This window comes from Streptomyces tamarix, assembly GCF_032423885.1.
GTDB lineage: Bacteria > Actinomycetota > Actinomycetes > Streptomycetales > Streptomycetaceae > Streptomyces > Streptomyces tamarix.
On record NZ_JAWCTQ010000006.1, the window covers coordinates 68,437 to 86,199 of the forward strand.

At 69.4% G+C, this 17,763-nt stretch carries 16 protein-coding genes; 7 read left to right on the top strand and 9 right to left on the bottom strand.

The genetic code is table 11. The annotated features are described in order from the left end of the window. Positions 1–7: 7 nt before the first annotated feature. The 3 genes from cydB to hisC all read right to left on the bottom strand — a co-directional run bounded on the left by cydB (position 8) and on the right by hisC (position 4,072). A complete protein-coding gene (gene cydB / locus RND61_RS07200; RefSeq protein ID WP_315876944.1) occupies positions 8–1,009 on the bottom strand; it encodes a cytochrome d ubiquinol oxidase subunit II in 1,002 nt (333 codons plus the stop codon). Between the two features lie 16 nt (positions 1,010–1,025). After that, entirely contained in the window at positions 1,026–2,531 is a 1,506-nt protein-coding gene (locus tag RND61_RS07205; RefSeq protein ID WP_315876945.1) for a cytochrome ubiquinol oxidase subunit I, read from the bottom strand. A 455-nt stretch (positions 2,532–2,986) separates the two neighbouring features. Next, positions 2,987–4,072, bottom strand: a complete 1,086-nt coding sequence (hisC, locus tag RND61_RS07210) for a histidinol-phosphate transaminase (protein WP_315876946.1) — start codon at positions 4,070–4,072, stop codon at positions 2,987–2,989. A gap of 396 nt (positions 4,073–4,468) precedes the next feature. Between hisC and RND61_RS07215 the strand changes: the two genes are divergently transcribed. Both RND61_RS07215 and RND61_RS07220 read left to right on the top strand, forming a co-directional pair. Next, positions 4,469–5,584, top strand: a complete 1,116-nt coding sequence (locus RND61_RS07215) for a LacI family DNA-binding transcriptional regulator (RefSeq protein WP_315876947.1) — start codon at positions 4,469–4,471, stop codon at positions 5,582–5,584. 274 nt (positions 5,585–5,858) lie between these two features. Next, positions 5,859–6,995, top strand: coding sequence for a metallophosphoesterase (locus RND61_RS07220; protein ID WP_315876948.1), 1,137 nt, complete (start codon positions 5,859–5,861; stop codon positions 6,993–6,995). Positions 6,996–7,482: 487 nt separating this feature from the next. On the opposite strand, the gene thiC is transcribed toward RND61_RS07220, so the two are convergent. Continuing rightward, a complete protein-coding gene (thiC, locus tag RND61_RS07225) occupies positions 7,483–9,261 on the bottom strand; it encodes a phosphomethylpyrimidine synthase ThiC (RefSeq protein WP_315876949.1) in 1,779 nt (592 codons plus the stop codon). A gap of 220 nt (positions 9,262–9,481) precedes the next feature. Between thiC and RND61_RS07230 the strand changes: the two genes are divergently transcribed. Continuing rightward, positions 9,482–10,846, top strand: a complete 1,365-nt coding sequence (locus RND61_RS07230; RefSeq protein WP_315876950.1) for a YibE/F family protein — start codon at positions 9,482–9,484, stop codon at positions 10,844–10,846. A 114-nt stretch (positions 10,847–10,960) separates the two neighbouring features. On the opposite strand, the gene RND61_RS07235 is transcribed toward RND61_RS07230, so the two are convergent. From RND61_RS07235 to RND61_RS07250, 4 genes are all read right to left on the bottom strand, one after another. After that, complete coding sequence (locus tag RND61_RS07235; RefSeq protein WP_315876951.1) at positions 10,961–11,395, bottom strand: SsgA family sporulation/cell division regulator; 435 nt, start codon at positions 11,393–11,395, stop codon at positions 10,961–10,963. Between the two features lie 138 nt (positions 11,396–11,533). Continuing rightward, complete coding sequence (locus tag RND61_RS07240; protein ID WP_315876952.1) at positions 11,534–12,076, bottom strand: helix-turn-helix domain-containing protein; 543 nt, start codon at positions 12,074–12,076, stop codon at positions 11,534–11,536. Between the two features lie 244 nt (positions 12,077–12,320). After that, the gene (locus tag RND61_RS07245; RefSeq protein WP_315876953.1) at positions 12,321–12,542 is read right to left on the bottom strand and encodes a DUF5326 family protein; all 222 of its coding nucleotides are present in this window, start codon (positions 12,540–12,542) and stop codon (positions 12,321–12,323) included. Positions 12,543–12,706: 164 nt separating this feature from the next. After that, positions 12,707–13,024 carry a cupin domain-containing protein gene (locus RND61_RS07250; RefSeq protein ID WP_315876954.1) on the bottom strand — a complete coding sequence of 106 codons (318 nt, stop codon included), beginning with the start codon at positions 13,022–13,024 and terminating at the stop codon, positions 12,707–12,709. A 49-nt stretch (positions 13,025–13,073) separates the two neighbouring features. Here RND61_RS07250 and RND61_RS07255 point away from each other — a divergent pair, with 49 nt between their 5' ends. The 4 genes from RND61_RS07255 to RND61_RS07270 all read left to right on the top strand — a co-directional run bounded on the left by RND61_RS07255 (position 13,074) and on the right by RND61_RS07270 (position 16,246). Further along, a complete protein-coding gene (locus RND61_RS07255) occupies positions 13,074–13,454 on the top strand; it encodes a phage holin family protein (RefSeq protein ID WP_315876955.1) in 381 nt (126 codons plus the stop codon). After that, a complete protein-coding gene (locus RND61_RS07260; RefSeq protein ID WP_315876956.1) occupies positions 13,454–14,596 on the top strand; it encodes a cystathionine gamma-lyase in 1,143 nt (380 codons plus the stop codon). The genes RND61_RS07255 and RND61_RS07260 overlap by 1 nt, the downstream gene beginning before the upstream one ends. Before the next feature lie 212 nt (positions 14,597–14,808). After that, a complete protein-coding gene (locus RND61_RS07265; RefSeq protein ID WP_315876957.1) occupies positions 14,809–15,705 on the top strand; it encodes a LysR family transcriptional regulator in 897 nt (298 codons plus the stop codon). Between the two features lie 61 nt (positions 15,706–15,766). Next, on the top strand, positions 15,767–16,246 hold the full coding sequence (locus RND61_RS07270; RefSeq protein WP_315876958.1) for an NUDIX hydrolase: 480 nt from the start codon (positions 15,767–15,769) through the stop codon (positions 16,244–16,246). Positions 16,247–16,439: 193 nt separating this feature from the next. Here the strand turns inward: RND61_RS07270 and RND61_RS07275 are convergent, their stop codons facing one another. Further along, the gene (locus RND61_RS07275; protein WP_315876960.1) at positions 16,440–17,687 is read right to left on the bottom strand and encodes an MFS transporter; all 1,248 of its coding nucleotides are present in this window, start codon (positions 17,685–17,687) and stop codon (positions 16,440–16,442) included. Positions 17,688–17,763 lie beyond the last annotated feature (76 nt).

A 17,763-nucleotide genomic window follows, 5' to 3' on the forward strand; every position in this document is an offset into this window, starting at 1 on the left:
GTGGCACCTAGTGGGTGTCGGCGATGTGCTGCGTTCCGATGCGCTTGCGGAACACCCAGTAGGTCCAGCCCTGGTAGAGGAGGACGAGCGGGGTGGCGACCGCCGCGCACCAAGTCATGATCTTCAGGGTGTACGGGCTGGACGACGCGTTGGTCACGGTCAGGCTCCAGTCCGGGTTCAGCGAGGACGGCATGACGTTCGGGAAGAGCGTCAGGAACAGCATCGCGACCACCGCGGCGATCGTGATGCCGGACAGCGCGAACGACCATCCTTCGCGGCCCGCCCTGATGGCCCCGACCGCCCCGGCGAGCGCGGTCACGGCGACGGCCGCCGCGACCAGGCTCACCCCGTCGCCGAGCGACGCCTGCGTCCAGGTGAGGAAGGCGAGGGCGACGGCGACGGTGATCAGGCCCAGGGTCCACGCCAGCTTCCTGGCCCGCGCCCGGATGTCGCCGACGGTCTTGAGCGCGGTGAACACCGCCCCGTGGAAGGTGAAGAGGGAGAGGGTGACCAGTCCACCGAGCAGCGCGTACGGGTTGAGCAGGTCGAAGAGGGTGCCGACGTACTCCTTCGACGCGTCGATCTCCACTCCCCGCACGATGTTGCCGAAGGCCACGCCCCACAGCGCCGCGGGGATGAGCGAGGTCCAGAAGATGGCCTGCTCCCAGTTGTGCTGCCAGTGGTGTTCGGGTCGCTTGGCCCGGTACTCGAAGGCGACGCCGCGCACGATCAGGCAGAGCAGGATGACGAGGAGGGGCAGGTAGAAGCCGGAGAAGAGGGTGGCGTACCAGTCCGGGAAGGCGGCGAAGGTGGCGCCGCCGGCCGTGAGCAGCCACACCTCGTTGCCGTCCCAGACGGGGCCGATCGTGTTGATGAGTACGCGCTTCTCGACCCGGTCGCGGGCGAGCAGCTTGGTGAGGACGCCGACGCCGAAGTCGAAGCCCTCCAGGAAGAAGTAGCCGGTCCACAGGACGGCGATGAGTACGAACCAGATGGTGTGGAGTTCCATGCCTCGCTCCCCTTCCTCAGTACGAGAAGGCCATGGGGCGGTCGGCGTCGCGGTCGTGGCCGCCGATCCTGGTGGGCGGGTTGAGGTCGGCTTCGGTGAGCTCCGGGGGCCCGGCCTTGACGTACTTCACGAGCAGCTTGACCTCGATCACGGCGAGCACCGCGTAGAGCAGGGTGAAGGCGATCATCGAGGTCAGGACCTCGGCCTGGGAAACGCCGGGGGAGACGGCGTCGCGGGTGCGGAACACCCCGTACACGACCCAGGGCTGGCGGCCCGTCTCGGTGAAGACCCAGCCCCAGGAGTTGGCTATCAGCGGGAAGGCCAGCGTCCACAGGGCGACGAGCCAGTACAGCTTGGTCAACCGGTGCCCGAGGGGCTTCTTGAAGAGGACGAGGTGCGGCACGTCGTCGTCCCCGACGCGCAGGGCCCGCGGCAGGAGGAACTTCCTGCGGGTCAGCCAGAGCCCCAGGAGGCCGAGCCCGAAGGAGGCCATGCCGAAACCGATCATCCAGCGGAACGACCAGTAGGCGACGGGGATGTTGGGCCGGTAGTCGCCGGGCCCGTACTTCTCCTGCTCGGCCTTGTTGGTGTCGTTGATGCCGGGCACGTACGAGGAGAAGTCGTCGTTGGCGAGGAAGGACAGCAGGCCCGGGATCTCGACGGCGACCTTGTTGTGGCCCTTGTCGACGTCGCCGTAGGCGAAGACGGAGAACGGCGCGGGGCCCTCGCCGTCCCACAGCGCCTCGGCGGCGGCCATCTTCATGGGCTGCTGCTTGAACATGACCTTGCCGAGCAGGTCGCCGCTGATCGCGGTCAGCATGCCCGCGATCACCACGGTGACCAGGCCGAGCCGCAGCGAGGTCTTCATCACCGGTATGTGCTTCCGGCGCGCCAGGTGGAAGGCGGCGATGCCGACCATGAACGCGCCGCCGGTCAGGAAGGCCGCGGTCATGGTGTGGAAGACCTGGGTGAGGGTGGTGTTCTGGCTCAGGACGGCCCAGAAGTCGGTCAGCTCGGCGCGGCCCGACTCCTCGTCGATCCGGTAGCCGACCGGGTGCTGCATCCAGGAGTTGGCGGCCAGGATGAAGTAGGCGGAGAGGATGGTGCCTATCGACACCATCCATATGCAGGCCAGGTGGATGCGCTTCGGCAGCTTGTCCCAGCCGAAGATCCACAGGCCGATGAAGGTCGACTCGAAGAAGAACGCGATCAGCGCCTCGAAGGCGAGCGGCGCGCCGAAGACGTCTCCGACGAACCGCGAGTAGTCCGACCAGTTCATCCCGAACTGGAACTCCTGCACGATGCCGGTGACGACCCCCATCGCGATGTTGATCAGGAAGAGCTTGCCCCAGAACTTGGTGGCCCGGAGGTACTTCTCCTTGTCGGTGCGCACCCACGCGGTCTGGAGACCGGCGGTGAGCGCGGCGAGTGAGATGGTCAGGGGGACGAAGAGGAAGTGGTAGACGGTGGTTATCCCGAACTGCCACCGCGCCAGCGTCTCTGGCGCCAGAGCCAGGTCCACGACGATCTTCTCCTTACGGCCTAGCAGCCCTGCGGCCTCGCAGCCCCACGGCCTTCCGTTCGCCCGCCGATTCCGGTTGATCTTGGGAGGAACCCGGCGCGCTTGTGAATGTGTTCACAAGCACAATCATTATGACGTAGACGAAATCCGTACCTTGACGCGGGGTCCCTCTTCCCTGAAAATTCAACATCTTGTTGACCCCTGGCCGGGCGGACCCGCGTCCCCGGCCCGCCGGCCACACGCCGCGATCAACGGGAGGACCCCCGCGAGCGCTCTGCTCGCGGGGGTCCTCCCGCTCGTCTCCACCCCGGGTTCGGGGGCGAGGAGCTCTGTTCTTCGGTCCGTCCGCGTCCACCGAGCCGGAGCCCGGCGCCCGTGGGCGCCTCAGTTCCGGGGCGTGCCGGGCAACACCGCCCAGCCTCGATCAATCCCAGTCCGTACCGGACGGAGATCGATCAGAACTTCTCCTTGCGGAACGTCTCGGCCGTCCGCAGGAAGATGTCGTTCGCCTCGACCTCACCGATCGTGACCCGGACGCCGTCAGGCGCGAACGGCCGCACGACGACACCGGCCTCCTCGCAGGCGGCGGCGAACTCGCCGGAGAGCTCACCGAGCGGCAGCCACACGAAGTTGGCCTGCGTCACGGGCAGCTGCCATCCCTGGGCCGCCAGCGCCTCGACCACCCGCTCACGCTCGCACACGAGCGAACCGACGCGGCCCAGCAGCTCGTCCTCGGCGCGCAGGGAGGCCACCGCCGCGTCCTGCGCGATCTGCGTGACGCCGAACGGCACGGCCGTCTTCCGCAGGGCGGCGGCCACCGGCTCGTGGGCGATCGCGAAGCCGACCCGCATGCCCGCGAGGCCGTACGCCTTGGAGAAGGTGCGCAGCACCGCCACGTTCGGCCGGTCCCGGTAGAGCTCGATGCCGTCGGGCACCTCGCCGTCCCGGATGAACTCGATGTACGCCTCGTCGAGGACGATCAGGATGTCCGACGGCACCCGGTCCAGGAACCGCTCCAGCTCCGCCCGGTGCACCACCGTGCCCGTGGGGTTGTTGGGGTTGCAGACGAAGATCAGGCGCGTGCGCTCGGTGATCGCCTCGGCCATCGCGTCCAGGTCGTGCACGCCCTCCTCGGTGAGGGGGACCATGACCGGAGTGGCACCCGCGATCTGCGCGACGATGGGGTACGCCTCGAAGGACCGCCAGGCGAACATGACCTCGTCGCCCGGGCCGGCCGTGGACTGCACCAGCGACTGGGCGATCCCGACGGACCCCGTGCCGGTCGCCAGGTGCGTCACCGGCACCCCGAAGCGCTCGGACAGCTCGTTCATCAGGGCGGTGCACGCCAGGTCCGGGTAGCGGTTGAGGTCCGCCGCGGCGGCCAGCGCCTTCTCCATGACACCGGGGAGCGGCGGATACGGGTTCTCGTTGGAGGACAGCTTGTACGCAACGCGGCCTTCGGCGGCGGTGGCCGGCTTCCCCGGCTTGTAGGTGGGGATGTTGTCCAGCACGGCGCGCAACTTGGGGCTTGTCTCGCTCACTGAGGTCCTCCTCGACCGTAAGTGCACCATGGATACTGCACACCTTATGAGGATTCGACGTTCCTGCGAATGGCCGAATGGCGCCAATGCGCGGAACGCGACGGAGCGGCGGCCGGATGCCGCCGCCCACCACCGAGGGGGCGCGCGTCGCCCTGGCGCAAGCGGGTGGCACACGCCGTGGTGCGCATCCCTCGTAGAGGTGAGTTGAAAGCTTCTCGCCACCTCGCTCAGCGCTCTGGACTATGCGCGTGGACAGCCGGCCGCCCGTTGAAAAACCCGCCAACGCCCTTGTGTTTCAGTTCTGTTGGCATCGTTGGACCTTGCAGAAACGTGCCTGTCAACGTCGAATCGTGCATTCATCGCACTCCGTCGCCATCCCCCTACTATCAGCACGCCATGACAGCAGCAGGGAAGCACCAGGTGAGCCGGGCACAGACCCGGGGGAACCGGCAAGGGCGCGCGGGCATCCGGGATGTGGCCGCCGCGGCCGGCGTCTCCATCACGACTGTCTCCGACGCGCTCAACGGCAAGGGCCGGCTCCCGGACGCCACCCGCCGCCACGTCCGCGAGGTCGCCGACCGGCTGGGCTACCGGCCCTCCGCGGCCGCCCGCACGCTCCGTACCGGCAAGTCCGGCCTCATCGGCCTGACCGTGACGACCTACGGGGATGAACCTTTCACCTTCACCGAGTTCGCCTACTTCGCCGAGATGGCCAGAGCGGCCACCTCCGCCGCGCTCGCCCGCGGCTACGCCCTCGTCATCCTGCCCGCCACCTCTCGCCGCAGCCCGGCCGACGTCTGGTCGAACGTGGCCCTCGACGGCACGGTCGTCATCGACCCGTCCGACCACGACCCCGTCGTCACCGAGCTCGTCCGCCAGGGCCTGCCCGTCGTCTCGGACGGCCGCCCCGCCGGCACGCTCCCGGTGACCGCCTGGGTCGACAACGACCACGAGGCGGCCGTCCTCGGCCTCCTCGACCACCTCGCCGAAGCCGGCGCCCGCCGGATCGGCCTGCTCACCGGCACCACCACCGACACGTACACGCGGCTGTCCACCACCGCGTACCTCAACTGGTGCGCGCGCGTCGGCCAGGACCCCGTGTACGAGGCGTACCCGGCCCACGACCCGTGCGCCGGCGCCGTCGCCGCCGACCGGCTGCTGGCTCGCCCCGACCGGCCGGACGCCGTGTACGGGCTGTTCGACCCGAACGGTACGGACCTGCTGGCCGCGGCGCGGCGGTACGGCCTGCGCGTCCCCGACGACCTGCTGCTCGTCTGCTGCAGCGAGTCGACCGTGTACGCCACGACCGAGCCGCCGATCACCACCCTGTCGCTCAAGCCCCGCCGCATCGGCACCGCCGTCGTCCAGTTGCTCATCGACGCGATCGAGGGGATCGAGCACGACCGGCCGCTCGAACAGGTGATACCGACGGAGTTGATCGTCCGGACGTCGTCGCAGCGCAGGCCGCCGCGCACGACGGTGAGTCCGCCCCGCCAGCCGCGCCAGGAGTAGGACACCTCGGGCCGGTCCCGGACAGAACAGGGCAGAACCTCCAGGGGGGCGGCGGAAAACCCGGCAGCGCCCTGGCAGGGGGCCCGCCTCCCCCAGTTCAGACCTTCACAAATGGGGCGAAACACCCAAGGAATCGGACGTGCTCCCTGATTCACCACCCCTGGTGCGTCACACAGCACAAGCCTCATTCCTATGATGGGCGCACGACAGCGCGGGCCGCTCCGACCAGGCCGGTCCGCGATGTGAGGGCGTCGCGACGGTGGTGGAGGGGTCGATGACTCAGGGGGCCGGTCAGGGACCCGTGGTGCGGACGGCGACGTTGCGCGACTTCCGCGTACCGCCGTACGCCCAGGTACCCGTACAGGGTCATTCCGAACATCCGCAGCCGCAGCCCCACGCTCCCCAGCCACAAGCGGCGCACCTGCCGCACCCGGGCGACGCCTTCCCCGACGAGGAGTACCCGGAGGGGTACACCCCGACCGAGCGCGACCTACCGGTGATCAACCGGGGCGACACGCTCCAGGTGCCCGTCACCGCGCCGGCCGATCCGGCGACCGCTCCGGCCCCGCTCGTCGGACAGGGCCCCGGCCCCGGCCCGCTGTACGTCGTCGGCGACGTCCACGGCTACCTCGACGAACTTCTCGCCGCCCTGCGCGAACAGGGCCTCGTCGACGAGGAAGGCCACTGGGCGGCCGGAAACGCCCGCCTGTGGTTCCTCGGCGACTTCACGGACCGCGGCCCGGACGGCATCGGCGTCATCGACCTCGTCATGCGGCTCTCCGCGGAAGCGGCGGCCGCCGGCGGTTACTGCAAGGCCCTGATGGGCAATCACGAGCTGTTGCTGCTCGGCGCGAAGCGGTTCGGCGACACGCCCGTGAACTCCGGGGCCGGAACGGCCACCTTCCAGGCCGCCTGGCTGCTCAACGGCGGCCAGAAGAGCGACATGGACCGCCTCCAGGACGTCCACGTCCAGTGGATGTCCCGCCTCGACGCGATCGTCGAGCAGGACGGCCACCTGCTGCTGCACTCCGACACCACGGCGTACCTGGAGTACGGCGACACCATCGAGGACGTGAACGACACCGTCCACGAGATCCTCACCCGCAACGACGCCGACGAGTGCTGGGACCTCTTCCGCAAGTTCACCAAGCGGTTCGCGTTCCGCGACGAGGGCGGGGTCAACGCCGTGCGCGAACTGCTCGCGGCGTACGGCGGGCAGCGCGTCGTCCACGGTCACAGCCCCATCCCCTACCTGCTCGGCGAGGTCGGCACCGAGGACGCGGACGGCGAGAACACCGGCCCCGTCGTCGAAGGCCCGCACGTGTACGCGGACGGCCTCGCCATCGCCATGGACGGCGGTGTGACCATGGCGGGGAAGCTGCTCGTCCAGCAGTTGCCGCTGCCTCACTGAGCGCGTCCGGAACAGGCGGCTTCCGGAAATCCCCGTCACCCGGCGGGTCGGCCCCGCCACCGGCGCTCCCGGCCGCCCTTCCTTCCCGGGCTTCCGCGTCCTGCGGGCGTACCGGGAGACGTCGGGGGCGCACCGCGTAGAGGGCCTTCCGCGCCCCGTTGCCCGAGTGCCTCACCGGTTACGGCGCCTCCTCGACGAAGCGCTGCACGCCGCGCCCGGCCGGACCTGCCGGCCGTCGGCTCGGCGCCTCCCAGCTCCGCGATGGCCCTCGGACGACCCTGGCCGGCACGGCCGCCCCCACCCCGTACGAGCGCTTCGTGCGCGTACGGGAGGAACACCGCAGACTCCCGGGCGTCTTCACGACGGCCCCCGTCCTCGGCGGCCCGGCAGGACCGCGCCCGGCCGGAGCCCCGTGTGGAACGACCGGTCGGCCCGGCCCGCGGCTCCTCCATGGGACGCGGGCCGGGCCGCCGGGGGACCTCCTGGGTCAGTCCGCCAGCGGCAGGTAGACGCGGTTGCCCGCGGCGGCGAACTCCTTGGACTTCTCCGCCATCCCCGCCTCGATCTCCTCATGCTTGAGATCGCCGCCGTGTTCCCGCCGGATGTCCTGCGAGATCTTCATCGAGCAGAACTTCGGCCCGCACATCGAGCAGAAGTGCGCGGTCTTCGCCGGTTCCGCCGGCAGCGTCTCGTCGTGGAACTCGCGCGCCGTGTCCGGGTCGAGGGCCAGGTTGAACTGGTCCTCCCAGCGGAACTCGAACCGCGCGTCCGACAGCGCGTCGTCCCACTCCTGCGCGCCCGGGTGGCCCTTGGCGAGGTCCGCCGCGTGCGCCGCGATCTTGTACGTGATGACACCGGTCTTCACGTCGTCGCGGTTCGGCAGGCCCAGGTGCTCCTTGGGCGTGACGTAGCAGAGCATCGCGGTGCCCCACCAGGCGATCATCGCCGCGCCGATGCCGGAGGTGATGTGGTCGTACGCCGGTGCCACGTCCGTGGTCAGCGGACCGAGCGTGTAGAACGGCGCCTCCTCGCAGATCTCCTGCTGGAGGTCGATGTTCTCCTTGATCTTGTGCATCGGGACGTGGCCCGGGCCCTCGATCATCGTCTGGACGTCGTGCGCCTTGGCGATCCGGTTGAGCTCGCCCAGCGTGCGCAGCTCCGCGAACTGCGCCTCGTCGTTGGCGTCGGCGATCGAACCGGGCCGCAGTCCGTCACCGAGCGAGAACGTCACGTCGTACGCGGCGAGGATCTCGCAGAGCTCCTCGAAGTTCTCGTACAGGAACGACTCCTTGTGGTGCGCCAGACACCACGCGGCCATGATCGAGCCGCCGCGCGAGACGATGCCGGTCTTGCGACGGGCCGTCAGGGGCACGTACCGCAGCAGCACGCCCGCGTGGACGGTCATGTAGTCCACGCCCTGCTCGGCCTGCTCGATGACGGTGTCCTTGTAGATCTCCCAGGTCAGCTCCTCGGCCTTGCCGTCGACCTTCTCCAGCGCCTGGTAGAGCGGCACGGTGCCGATCGGCACGGGGGAGTTGCGCAGCACCCACTCGCGGGTGGTGTGGATGTTGCGGCCCGTGGAGAGGTCCATGACCGTGTCGGCGCCCCAGCGGGTCGCCCACGTCATCTTCTCCACCTCCTCCTCGATGGAGGAGGTGACCGCGGAGTTGCCGATGTTCGCGTTGACCTTCACCAGGAACCGCTTGCCGATGATCATCGGCTCGATCTCCGGGTGGTTGACGTTGGCGGGCAGCACGGCCCGGCCCGCCGCGATCTCCTCGCGCACGACCTCCGGCGACACGTTCTCGCGGACCGCGACGAACTCCATCTCCGGCGTGATCTCGCCCCTGCGGGCGTACGCGAGCTGCGTCACCGCCTGCCCGTCCCGCCCGCGCCGCGGTTGGCGCGGACGGCCGGGGAAGACGGCATCGAGATTGCGCAGCCCCCCGCGCGGCGAGGTGTGCTTGATGCCGTCGTCCTCCGGGCGGACGGGGCGGCCCGCGTACTCCTCGGTGTCGCCGCGCGCAATGATCCAGTTCTCCCGGAGGGCCGGGAGACCGCGGCGTACGTCGGTCTCGACGTTCGGATCGGTGTACGGCCCGGACGTGTCGTACAGGGTGACGTCCTTGCCGTTGGTGAGGTGCACCTTCCGGACCGGCACACGGACGTCGGGGCGCGAGCCCTCGACGTACCCCTTGTGCCAGCCGATGGACTTCCCGCTCTCCTCAGTGCTGGAGGCAGGCGTGCGTGCGTCCTGAACGGTCATCCTGACCTACTCCCTACGCCGGCATTACCCGGTAACAGGTTCGGCGGTCGACGCAGCGGCTTCCGTCGGCGACGTTTCACGTGAAACATCGCGTGGACGGAGGTCAGCGCCCTCTCAGCCCGGTGCTCCGAGCTCCCGCGTGTGCAAAGGTGCCACCACGCTAGCGTCATTCCGGCCACGCTGAACAGAGGGCCCCTGTCGTTCTTGCGATGATCGGTCGGTGACTTCCTCGCATCAGCACCCGGAAAACGGGTCGGGACACGGCACCGAGCACGGTCCCGGGCACCACCCGGACCCCGAAGCGCTCGCTCATGTCCACGCACATGCCCACGGGCCGGCCGCACCCGTCTCCAAGCATCTGCGCAAGGTCATCGCCGCAGTGCTGATCCCCTTCGCCACAGCGGTACTCGTCGGCCTCGCCGTCCTATGGCCGGGCGGCGCCCCGGCCCACGAACGCACCGGCGTCGGCTTCGACCGGCAGACCGAGACGGGCAGGGTCGTCCGCGTCGAGCAGGTCGACTGCAAGGACGTGAACGCCGCCCAGGTCCCCCCCACCGGTGACACCAGCACGCCGCAGGGCCGGGAGGCGGTCAACGCGCAGCAGGGGCAGTGCAAGCGCGCGACCATCGAGGTGACCAGCGGCCAGGACAAGGGCCGGCGCTTCACCGAGATCGTCCAGCCCGACGCGCCACGGCAGTTGGAGCAGGGGCAGGGCGTGGTCGTGGCGTACGCGCCGGACGCTCCGGAGGACCTCCAGTACTCGGTGACGGACGTCGACCGGAAGTTCCCGCTGCTGCTGCTGTCGGTGGTCTTCGCCCTGGCGGTGGTGGCGGTGGGCCGGTTGCGGGGCATGATGGCGCTGATCGCGCTCGGGACCAGTTTCGTCTTCCTGACCTTCTTCATCCTGCCGGCGATCCTCCAGGGGTCGAACCCGTTGGTCGTGGCGGTGGTCGGTTCGAGCGCGATCATGCTCATCGCGCTGTACCTGAGTCATGGGCTGAGCGCCCGGACCTCGGTCGCGGTGCTCGGCACGCTGATCTCGCTGCTGATCATCGGCCTGCTCGGCTCGCTGTTCATCGGCTGGGCCCGGCTGAGCGGCAACACCGACGACTACACGGGCCTGATCCACGGGCTGTACCCGGGCATCGACATGTCCGGCCTGCTGCTCGCCGGCGTCATCATCGGTTCGCTCGGCGTGCTCGACGACGTGACGGTCACCCAGACATCGGCCGTGTGGGAGCTGCACCAGGCGGATCCGTCGATGGGACCGCGCGCGCTGTACCGGGCGGGCATCCGGATCGGGCGGGACCACATCGCCTCGGTGGTGAACACCCTGGTACTGGCGTACGCGGGTGCGGCGCTGCCCCTGCTGCTGCTGTTCTCCATCGCGCAGAGCAGTGTGGGGACGGTGGCCAACAGCGAACTGGTGGCTCAGGAGATCGTCCGTACGCTGGTCGGCTCGATCGGGCTAGTGGCGTCGGTGCCGGTGACGACGGGTCTGGCGGCGCTGGTCGTCTCGGCGGACCGGCCCTCGACAGCCGCGGCCCCGGCACGTGGGGGCCGGGGGCGACGCCGCAAGAAGTAACGGCGGTCGGCGCCCGCGGAAGGACGCGGCGGACGGCCGTTCATCCGTCCGGGCCCGATCTCCCCTTCTCCGGGGAGCCGGGCCCGTTCGCTCCATGGCACCGCGGACGCCTCCTCAGCCGGCGTTCTCGTCGGCGAGGATGCGGCCGAGCACCTCGTCCAGGCCCTCGTCGAAGTCTCCGAGCGAGCGCTCCTGACCCAGGGGCACCAACTTGTCGGTGCGGTCGAGGAAGGCGACGAGAGGTGGCGCACTGGCTCGGAACAGCGCCTGATCAGCGCCGACGCGCAGTCGGATGTGAACGTCGGAGAGCTCCTCGACCTGGGTCGGTTCGATCCGCACATCGCCGTCACCGGTGGCGCTGTTGATCCCGTCGACGAGCAGCTCGCGCCCGAAAGTCCAGGTCACCGGCGCGTCACCGGGCAAATGGAACGTCATCCGGACCGCGAAGGGGTCCCTGGTCTCGTACCCGAGCTCGACCGGGATCCTGAAGGAGAGCTCCTCCGAGACGATGAAGCTCATCAGGACCTCGGCCTGAACCGACTCGCGCATCACGTACCCCGCTGTAGATGAATGTCTCGATGCAGTTCTGAAAGCAATAGCCACGACAAAACTGGCCAGGATTGATCCCTCCTGGCCTTCTTGACGTAATGCTCCTGTACGCGCTATCAGATCACAAGGAGTGATTTTTCAGATGCTGATAGAGACGGCGAGTGTCCGGAGGAACTTACCGATCTCGGTGCGCAGTCGCTCCACTTCGGGAGGCACGCTTTCATCTCGCATCAGGGGAACGGAAATGGCCATCGCATGACCTGTTTCCTGATAGTCGGCCCACTCGTCGAGGGCGGGGGCGATCGTCGTGGCGGGATGGTCGGAGACGGCTACGAGCTCGATCTCACCGTCCCGGTAGACGGCGAAGCATACGGGGACGCCGATCGTGTCCCGCCAGTGCGCCAGGGAGTCCTCGATCTTGCTGCGACGATTCTGCAGCGATCCCGCCGCGGCCAGCCGCCGGGCGGCCTCGCCGAGGGTGAACATCCCCTTGTCCCGCACCAGGTAGCCCTCGTGCGTGAGGGTGCGCAGCAGGTGGTAGGCCGTGGCCAGCGGCAGACCGGTCTCGCGCGCGAGCTGCTTGGCCGGGGCCCCGCCCTCATGGGACCCGACGGCCTCCAGCAGCCTGAGCGCCCGCTGCACCGAGCCGATCAGGGTCGGAGCCGTGGAAGTCGAAGCCATGACCGAAGGACACCCCCAGGGCATGTCGCCCACGAGCGATCGCCGCTGGCACCGCCATATGCGCCCGCGTGTCCTGCAGATCACGCGGCATACAGTCGCAACAGTCGTACAAACCGCTGGTAAGGCGTTCAGTCAGCCCTTGAATACAAGGACCGCGGAAGCTCTGCCACTCTAATGGCAGACTCCGTTCGGGGGTGACTTCCGACGGGGCCGTTCCCTCGGGCGGCCTAATAGCCGTTCCGGCTCACCAACCGTCGCGTGAGGACGGCGACGATGCCGTGAACTTCCGTACGACATAGACGAGCCCGGCGACGAGGGCGACGAAGACCAGCACCTTGAACAGCAGGCCGACCACGAAAAGGGCAGCGGTCGCGATCACGCTGCCGAAGACGACGACGGCGATCACGGGTATCGCCACCCACTTCACCCACCACGGCAGTCCTGTGAGAAGTCCTCTTACCGCCATCGCCCGGCCTCGTCTCTCTGCGTCGCAACGGTGAACGCTTTCGATGCTAGGGGCGGGGTGGTGTCCGGCGGGGGCTCCGCGCCCCTTGGACTTCCCTGAACCTCCCCCTAGGGAAGGCCGGGGCCGCCCCGGCTTCCGGACCCGGCTCCCCCGCGGAGGGAACGTCAGCTCTCGGGCGGAGAGAACACCACCATGACCCGCAGGTCCTCGGTGATGTGGTGGAACTTGTGCGGCACTCCCGCCGGCACGTACACGACGCTGCCGCGCCCCACCTGGGTGGTCTCCGTCCCGACCGTGATCGAGCCGCGGCCGCTGACGACGAAGTAGACCTCGTCCTCCTTGTGCGGCCGCTGCGGGTCCAGCTGTCCGGCATCGAGCGCGTACAGCCCCACGGACATGTTCCGCTCGCGCAGGAACTGCAGGTACGCGCCGTCGTTGGCGACGCGCTCCGCCTCGAGCTCGTCCAGTCGGTATGCCTTCATCGCCGTTCGTCCCCGTCTCGTTCCGATCACGTCTGTCACGATCAGACACATGATGAATTTCGTAGTCAAGACGCTCGCGAACGCGGGCGCCCTGGCGGTGGCGATCTGGCTGCTGCAGAACATCACGCTCACCGGCGAGAGCACCGGCCGCAAGGCGCTGACGCTGGTCCTCGTCGCCCTCGTCTTCGGCGTGGTCAACATCCTCGTCAAGCCCCTCGTGAAGCTGCTCACACTGCCGCTGTTCATCCTCACGCTCGGCCTGTTCACCCTGGTCGTGAACGCGTTGATGCTGCTGCTGACCTCGTGGTTCGCCGAGAAGCTGGACCTCGGCTTCCACGTCGAGGGCTTCTGGACCGCCGTCCTGGGCGGCCTGATCATCTCGGTCGTGTCGTGGGCGCTGAACGTCGTCCTCCCGGACGGGCGCCACTGATGGCGGCGGCACCCGACTGGGGCGACGGCACCCGTGTCGTGCGAGCCGGCCTTCCGGAACCCCTCAAGTACGAACCGACCCTGCCGGGTCCGGTCTTCGCCGCACACTTCCACCTGCCCGGCGAGCCCACCGGCCCGTACACGTACGGGCGCGACGAGAACCCGACCTGGACGCTGCTGGAGCGGGCCATCGGCGAGTTGGAGGCGCCCGGGGACAGCACGGTGGAGACCGTGGTCTTCGCCTCCGGTATGGCCGCGATCTCCTCGGTGCTGTTCTCGCAGCTCAGGGCCGGAGACGCCGTGGTCCTCCCGACGGACGGCTACCAGGCCCTGCCCCTCGTGCGCGAGCAGTTGGAGGCGTACGGGATCGAGGTGCGCACCGCGCCGACCGGCGGTGACGCCCAGCTGTCCGTCCTGGGCGGTGCGAAGCTGCTGTGGTTGGAGACCCCGTCCAATCCCGGTCTCGACGTGTGCGACATCAGGCGGATGGTGACGGCGGCCCACGCCGCCGGTGCCCTGGTCGCCGTGGACAACACCCTCGCCACGCCCCTGGGGCAGCGCCCCCTGGTGCTCGGCGCGGACTTCTCGGTGGCCAGCGACACCAAGGGCATGACCGGGCACGGCGACATCCTGCTCGGCCACGTCGCCTGCCGCGACGCGGACCTGGCCGCCGGCGTACGGCGCTGGCGGAAGATCGTCGGCGCGATCCCGGGTCCGATGGAGGCGTGGCTCGCCCACCGCTCCCTCGCCACGCTCCAGCTGCGGGCCGACCGGCAGTGTGCCAACGCTCTGGCGCTGGCCACGGCGCTGGCGACGCGCGGCGACGTGACGGGGCTGCGCTACCCGGGGCTCCCGGACGACCCTTCGCACGAGGTGGCGGCCGGGCAGATGCGCCGCTTCGGGTCGGTCGTGTCGTTCGTCCTGGCCGACCGGGAACGCGCGGAGCGCTTCCTGGAGGAGCTGCGGTTGGTGGACGACGCGACCAGCTTCGGCGGCGTGAGGTCGACGGCCGAGCGGCGCGGGCGGTGGGGTGGCGACGCCGTGCCGCCTGGCTTCATCCGCTTCTCGGTCGGCGCGGAGGACCCCGACGACCTCGTTGCGGACGTGCTGCGCGCCCTGGACGCGGCGGCCGGGCGCGGCTGACGTTTCGGCGCGCGTCGGAACGGCTACGCGGAACGGACGGTCCGAGCCTCCCCCCTCGTGGCTCGGACCGTCCTGCCTGTGTGCCGGATTCCGGTCTGAACCAGGCTAGTTGACTCTACGTCAGTGTCCAATCACGCTAGCGACAGGAGCCTATCGACTTATTTATAGTTGTACGGATCTGGGGGCGGCACCGACCAGGAAGAGGGAGGCGCATGGACCTGAGTCTGCTGCGGACCTTCGTCACGGTGCACCGAGCCGGCTCCTTCACTCGCGCCGCGGCCCTCCTCGGGCTCTCCCAGCCCGCCGTGACCAGTCAGATCCGCACGTTGGAGCGGCAGCTCGGCCGGCCGCTGTTCCTGCGGCAGGCCCGTGGTGTCACCCCCACGACGGTCGGCGACGAGCTCGCCCACCGGGCCGCTCCGCACCTGGACGCGCTCGTGGAGATCACCGAGCTCGGGCCGCACGGGCGGGTCGGGGCCCGCACCCTCCATCTCGCCGGGCCGCCCGAACTCGTCTCGCTCCGGGTGTTACCCGCGCTGACTCCCCTCGTGGCCGAGGGCCTCACCCTGCGCACTTCGCTGTTCGCCGCCTCCGAGGACGGCCTCGACGGGCTGGCCGCCGGGCGCCATGACCTGGTCCTCTCCACGGCACGACCGCGCGGTGGGCTGCTGACGGCGACACCGCTGTGCGACGAGGAGCACGTGCTGGTGGCCGCGCCCCGCTGGGCCGCCCGGCTGGCACCGGACGTGCTGCTGGGCAAGGGCTCCGTCGTTCTGGAGCAGTTGCCGGTGATCGAGGTGCACGAGTCGCTGCCGTTCGTGACCCGGTACTGGTCCGCCGTCTTCGAGTCAAAACCCGCCGCGTCCGCCACGGTCGTCGTCCCCGATCTGCGGGCCGTACGGGAAAGCGCCGCCTCGGGCGCGGGCCTCGCCGTACTCCCGCGCTACCTGTGCGAGGACGCCCTGGAGAGCGGCCGCCTCGTCGCGCTGCTGGAACCGCCAGTCCCGCCCCTGCGGACGTACTTCCTCGTCGTCCGCACCGGCACATTGGTCCTGAATCACATCGCCCGGGCCCAGGAGACGCTACTGCGGGCAGCAGCCGAGTGGTGACCGTCGGCAGTCGCGTCCCTCCAGGCGTTTCAAGCGGAACGCCACGGGCCATTTTCATGCCATGACCGAACGTCCAGTGGTCAAGCGCACCGCACGGGCCATCCTCCTCGACGGCGACGACCTGATCCTGATCAAGCGCACCAAGCCCGGGATGGACCCCTACTGGCTCACGCCGGGCGGTGGCGTCGAGCCGAGTGACGCGACCGTCGTCGACGCCCTGCACCGGGAGGTCCACGAGGAACTCGGCGCGAAGATCACGGACGTGGTGCCCTGCTTCGTCGACACCGTCGAGCACATCGAGGACGGTGGCGTCTCCGGCGTGAAGGTGCAGCACTTCTTCGTCTGCCACCTGGAGTCGATGGACCCGAGCCGGCGGCACGGCCCCGAGGTGGACGAACCGGTCGGTGAGTACGAGATCGTCCGCGTGCCGTTCAGTCGGGTCGGCATCGCCGCCGTGCACCTCGTCCCGTTGTCGCTGCGCCATTACCTGGACGGCAACATCGAGGGCGTACGCGCCATGCACGCTCCCGATCTGGGCTGATCGTCGCTCCGTCCGGACACGGTCACGGCATCGGCTCGCGAGGCATCGGACCGCGAGCCGTGCCGGACGCGGACGAGGGGATGACGGGGCGGTGTTTCACGTGAAACCACCCAAGCGTCCGAGTCACCGGACTTCCCGTCGTCCGTCACCGTGTCCGCCGACCGGCTGCGGGCGTCGCGGCGGCTCCGGCCCGTCAGCGCCGAGCAGGCGCGGTCGGTGCCTCGCGCGTGACCCTGGTCTCCACGGCCGTGCCGTCCCCGGCCGTGGAGCCGGTGACGATTCGGCTCGTACCGCGCCGGTCACGGCGCTCCAGCGCTCCGGACAGCACGGCCAGTCCCAGTGCCGAACCGGCGAGCAGAGCACCGACCCAGTTGGGGGCCGTGATGCCGAGGCCGGCCGCGATGACGAGTCCGCCGAGCCAGGCGGCCAGGGCGTTGCCGAGGTTGAAGGCCCCGATGTTCACGGCGGACGCCAGGGTCGGCGCGCCGGATGCCTGGTCCAGCACCCGCTTCTGCAGGGGTGGCACGGTCGCGAAGCCCAGGGCGCCGATCAACGCGAGCGTGGCGGCGGCGGCAATCTTGTGGTGCGCGGTGAGCGTGAACAGGGCGAGCACCAGGGCGAGGGCGCCCAGTGACACGTACAGCATCGGCATCAGCGCGCGGTCGGCGAACCGGCCGCCGATCAGGTTGCCGCCCACCATGCCCAACCCGAAGAGGACCAGCAGCCAGGTGACGGACGCGTCGGCGAACCCCGCGGCCCCGGTCATCATCGGCGTGATGTAGGTGATCGCAGCGAAGACGCCGCCGAAGCCGAGCACGGTCATCGCCATGGCGAGCAGCACCTGCACGTTGCGGAAGGCCGCCAACTCGTGACGCAGGCGTACGCCTTCCGGCCGGGGCTGCTCGGGAACGAGCCTGGCGATCCCCAGCAGGCCGAGGACTCCCAGGGCGGCGACGATCAAGAAGGTGGTTCGCCAGCCGGCGCTCTGTCCGACGAACGTGCCGAGTGGCACGCCGACCACGTTGGCGACGGTCAGGCCGGTGAACATCATCGCAATGGCGCCGGCCTTCTTCTCCGGAGCGACCAGGCCGGCTGCGACGACCGAGCCGATGCCGAAGAAGGCGCCGTGGGCGAGGGAGGCCACGATCCGTCCCAGCAGCATCAGACCGAAGGCGGGGGCGAGTGCGGACAGGACGTTGCCCGTGGTGAAGAGGAGCATCAGCAGCATGAGCATCCGCTTCCGGGAGATCCGGGTGCCGAGCACGGTCATGAGCGGAGCTCCGAGGACGACGCCCAGGGCGTACCCCGTGACGAGGTGGCCGGCAGTGGGGATGGAGACGCCGTACTCGGCCGCGACCTCGGGAAGCAACCCCATGATCACGAACTCCGTCGTACCGATTCCGAAGGCCCCGATGGCCAGGGCGAGGAGCGCGAGGGGCATGGGTTCACCCTTTCCGAAGATTGCGTATGCGCTTTACAGGCGTTGACAATAGTTGCAGACGCTCTTTAATTGCAAG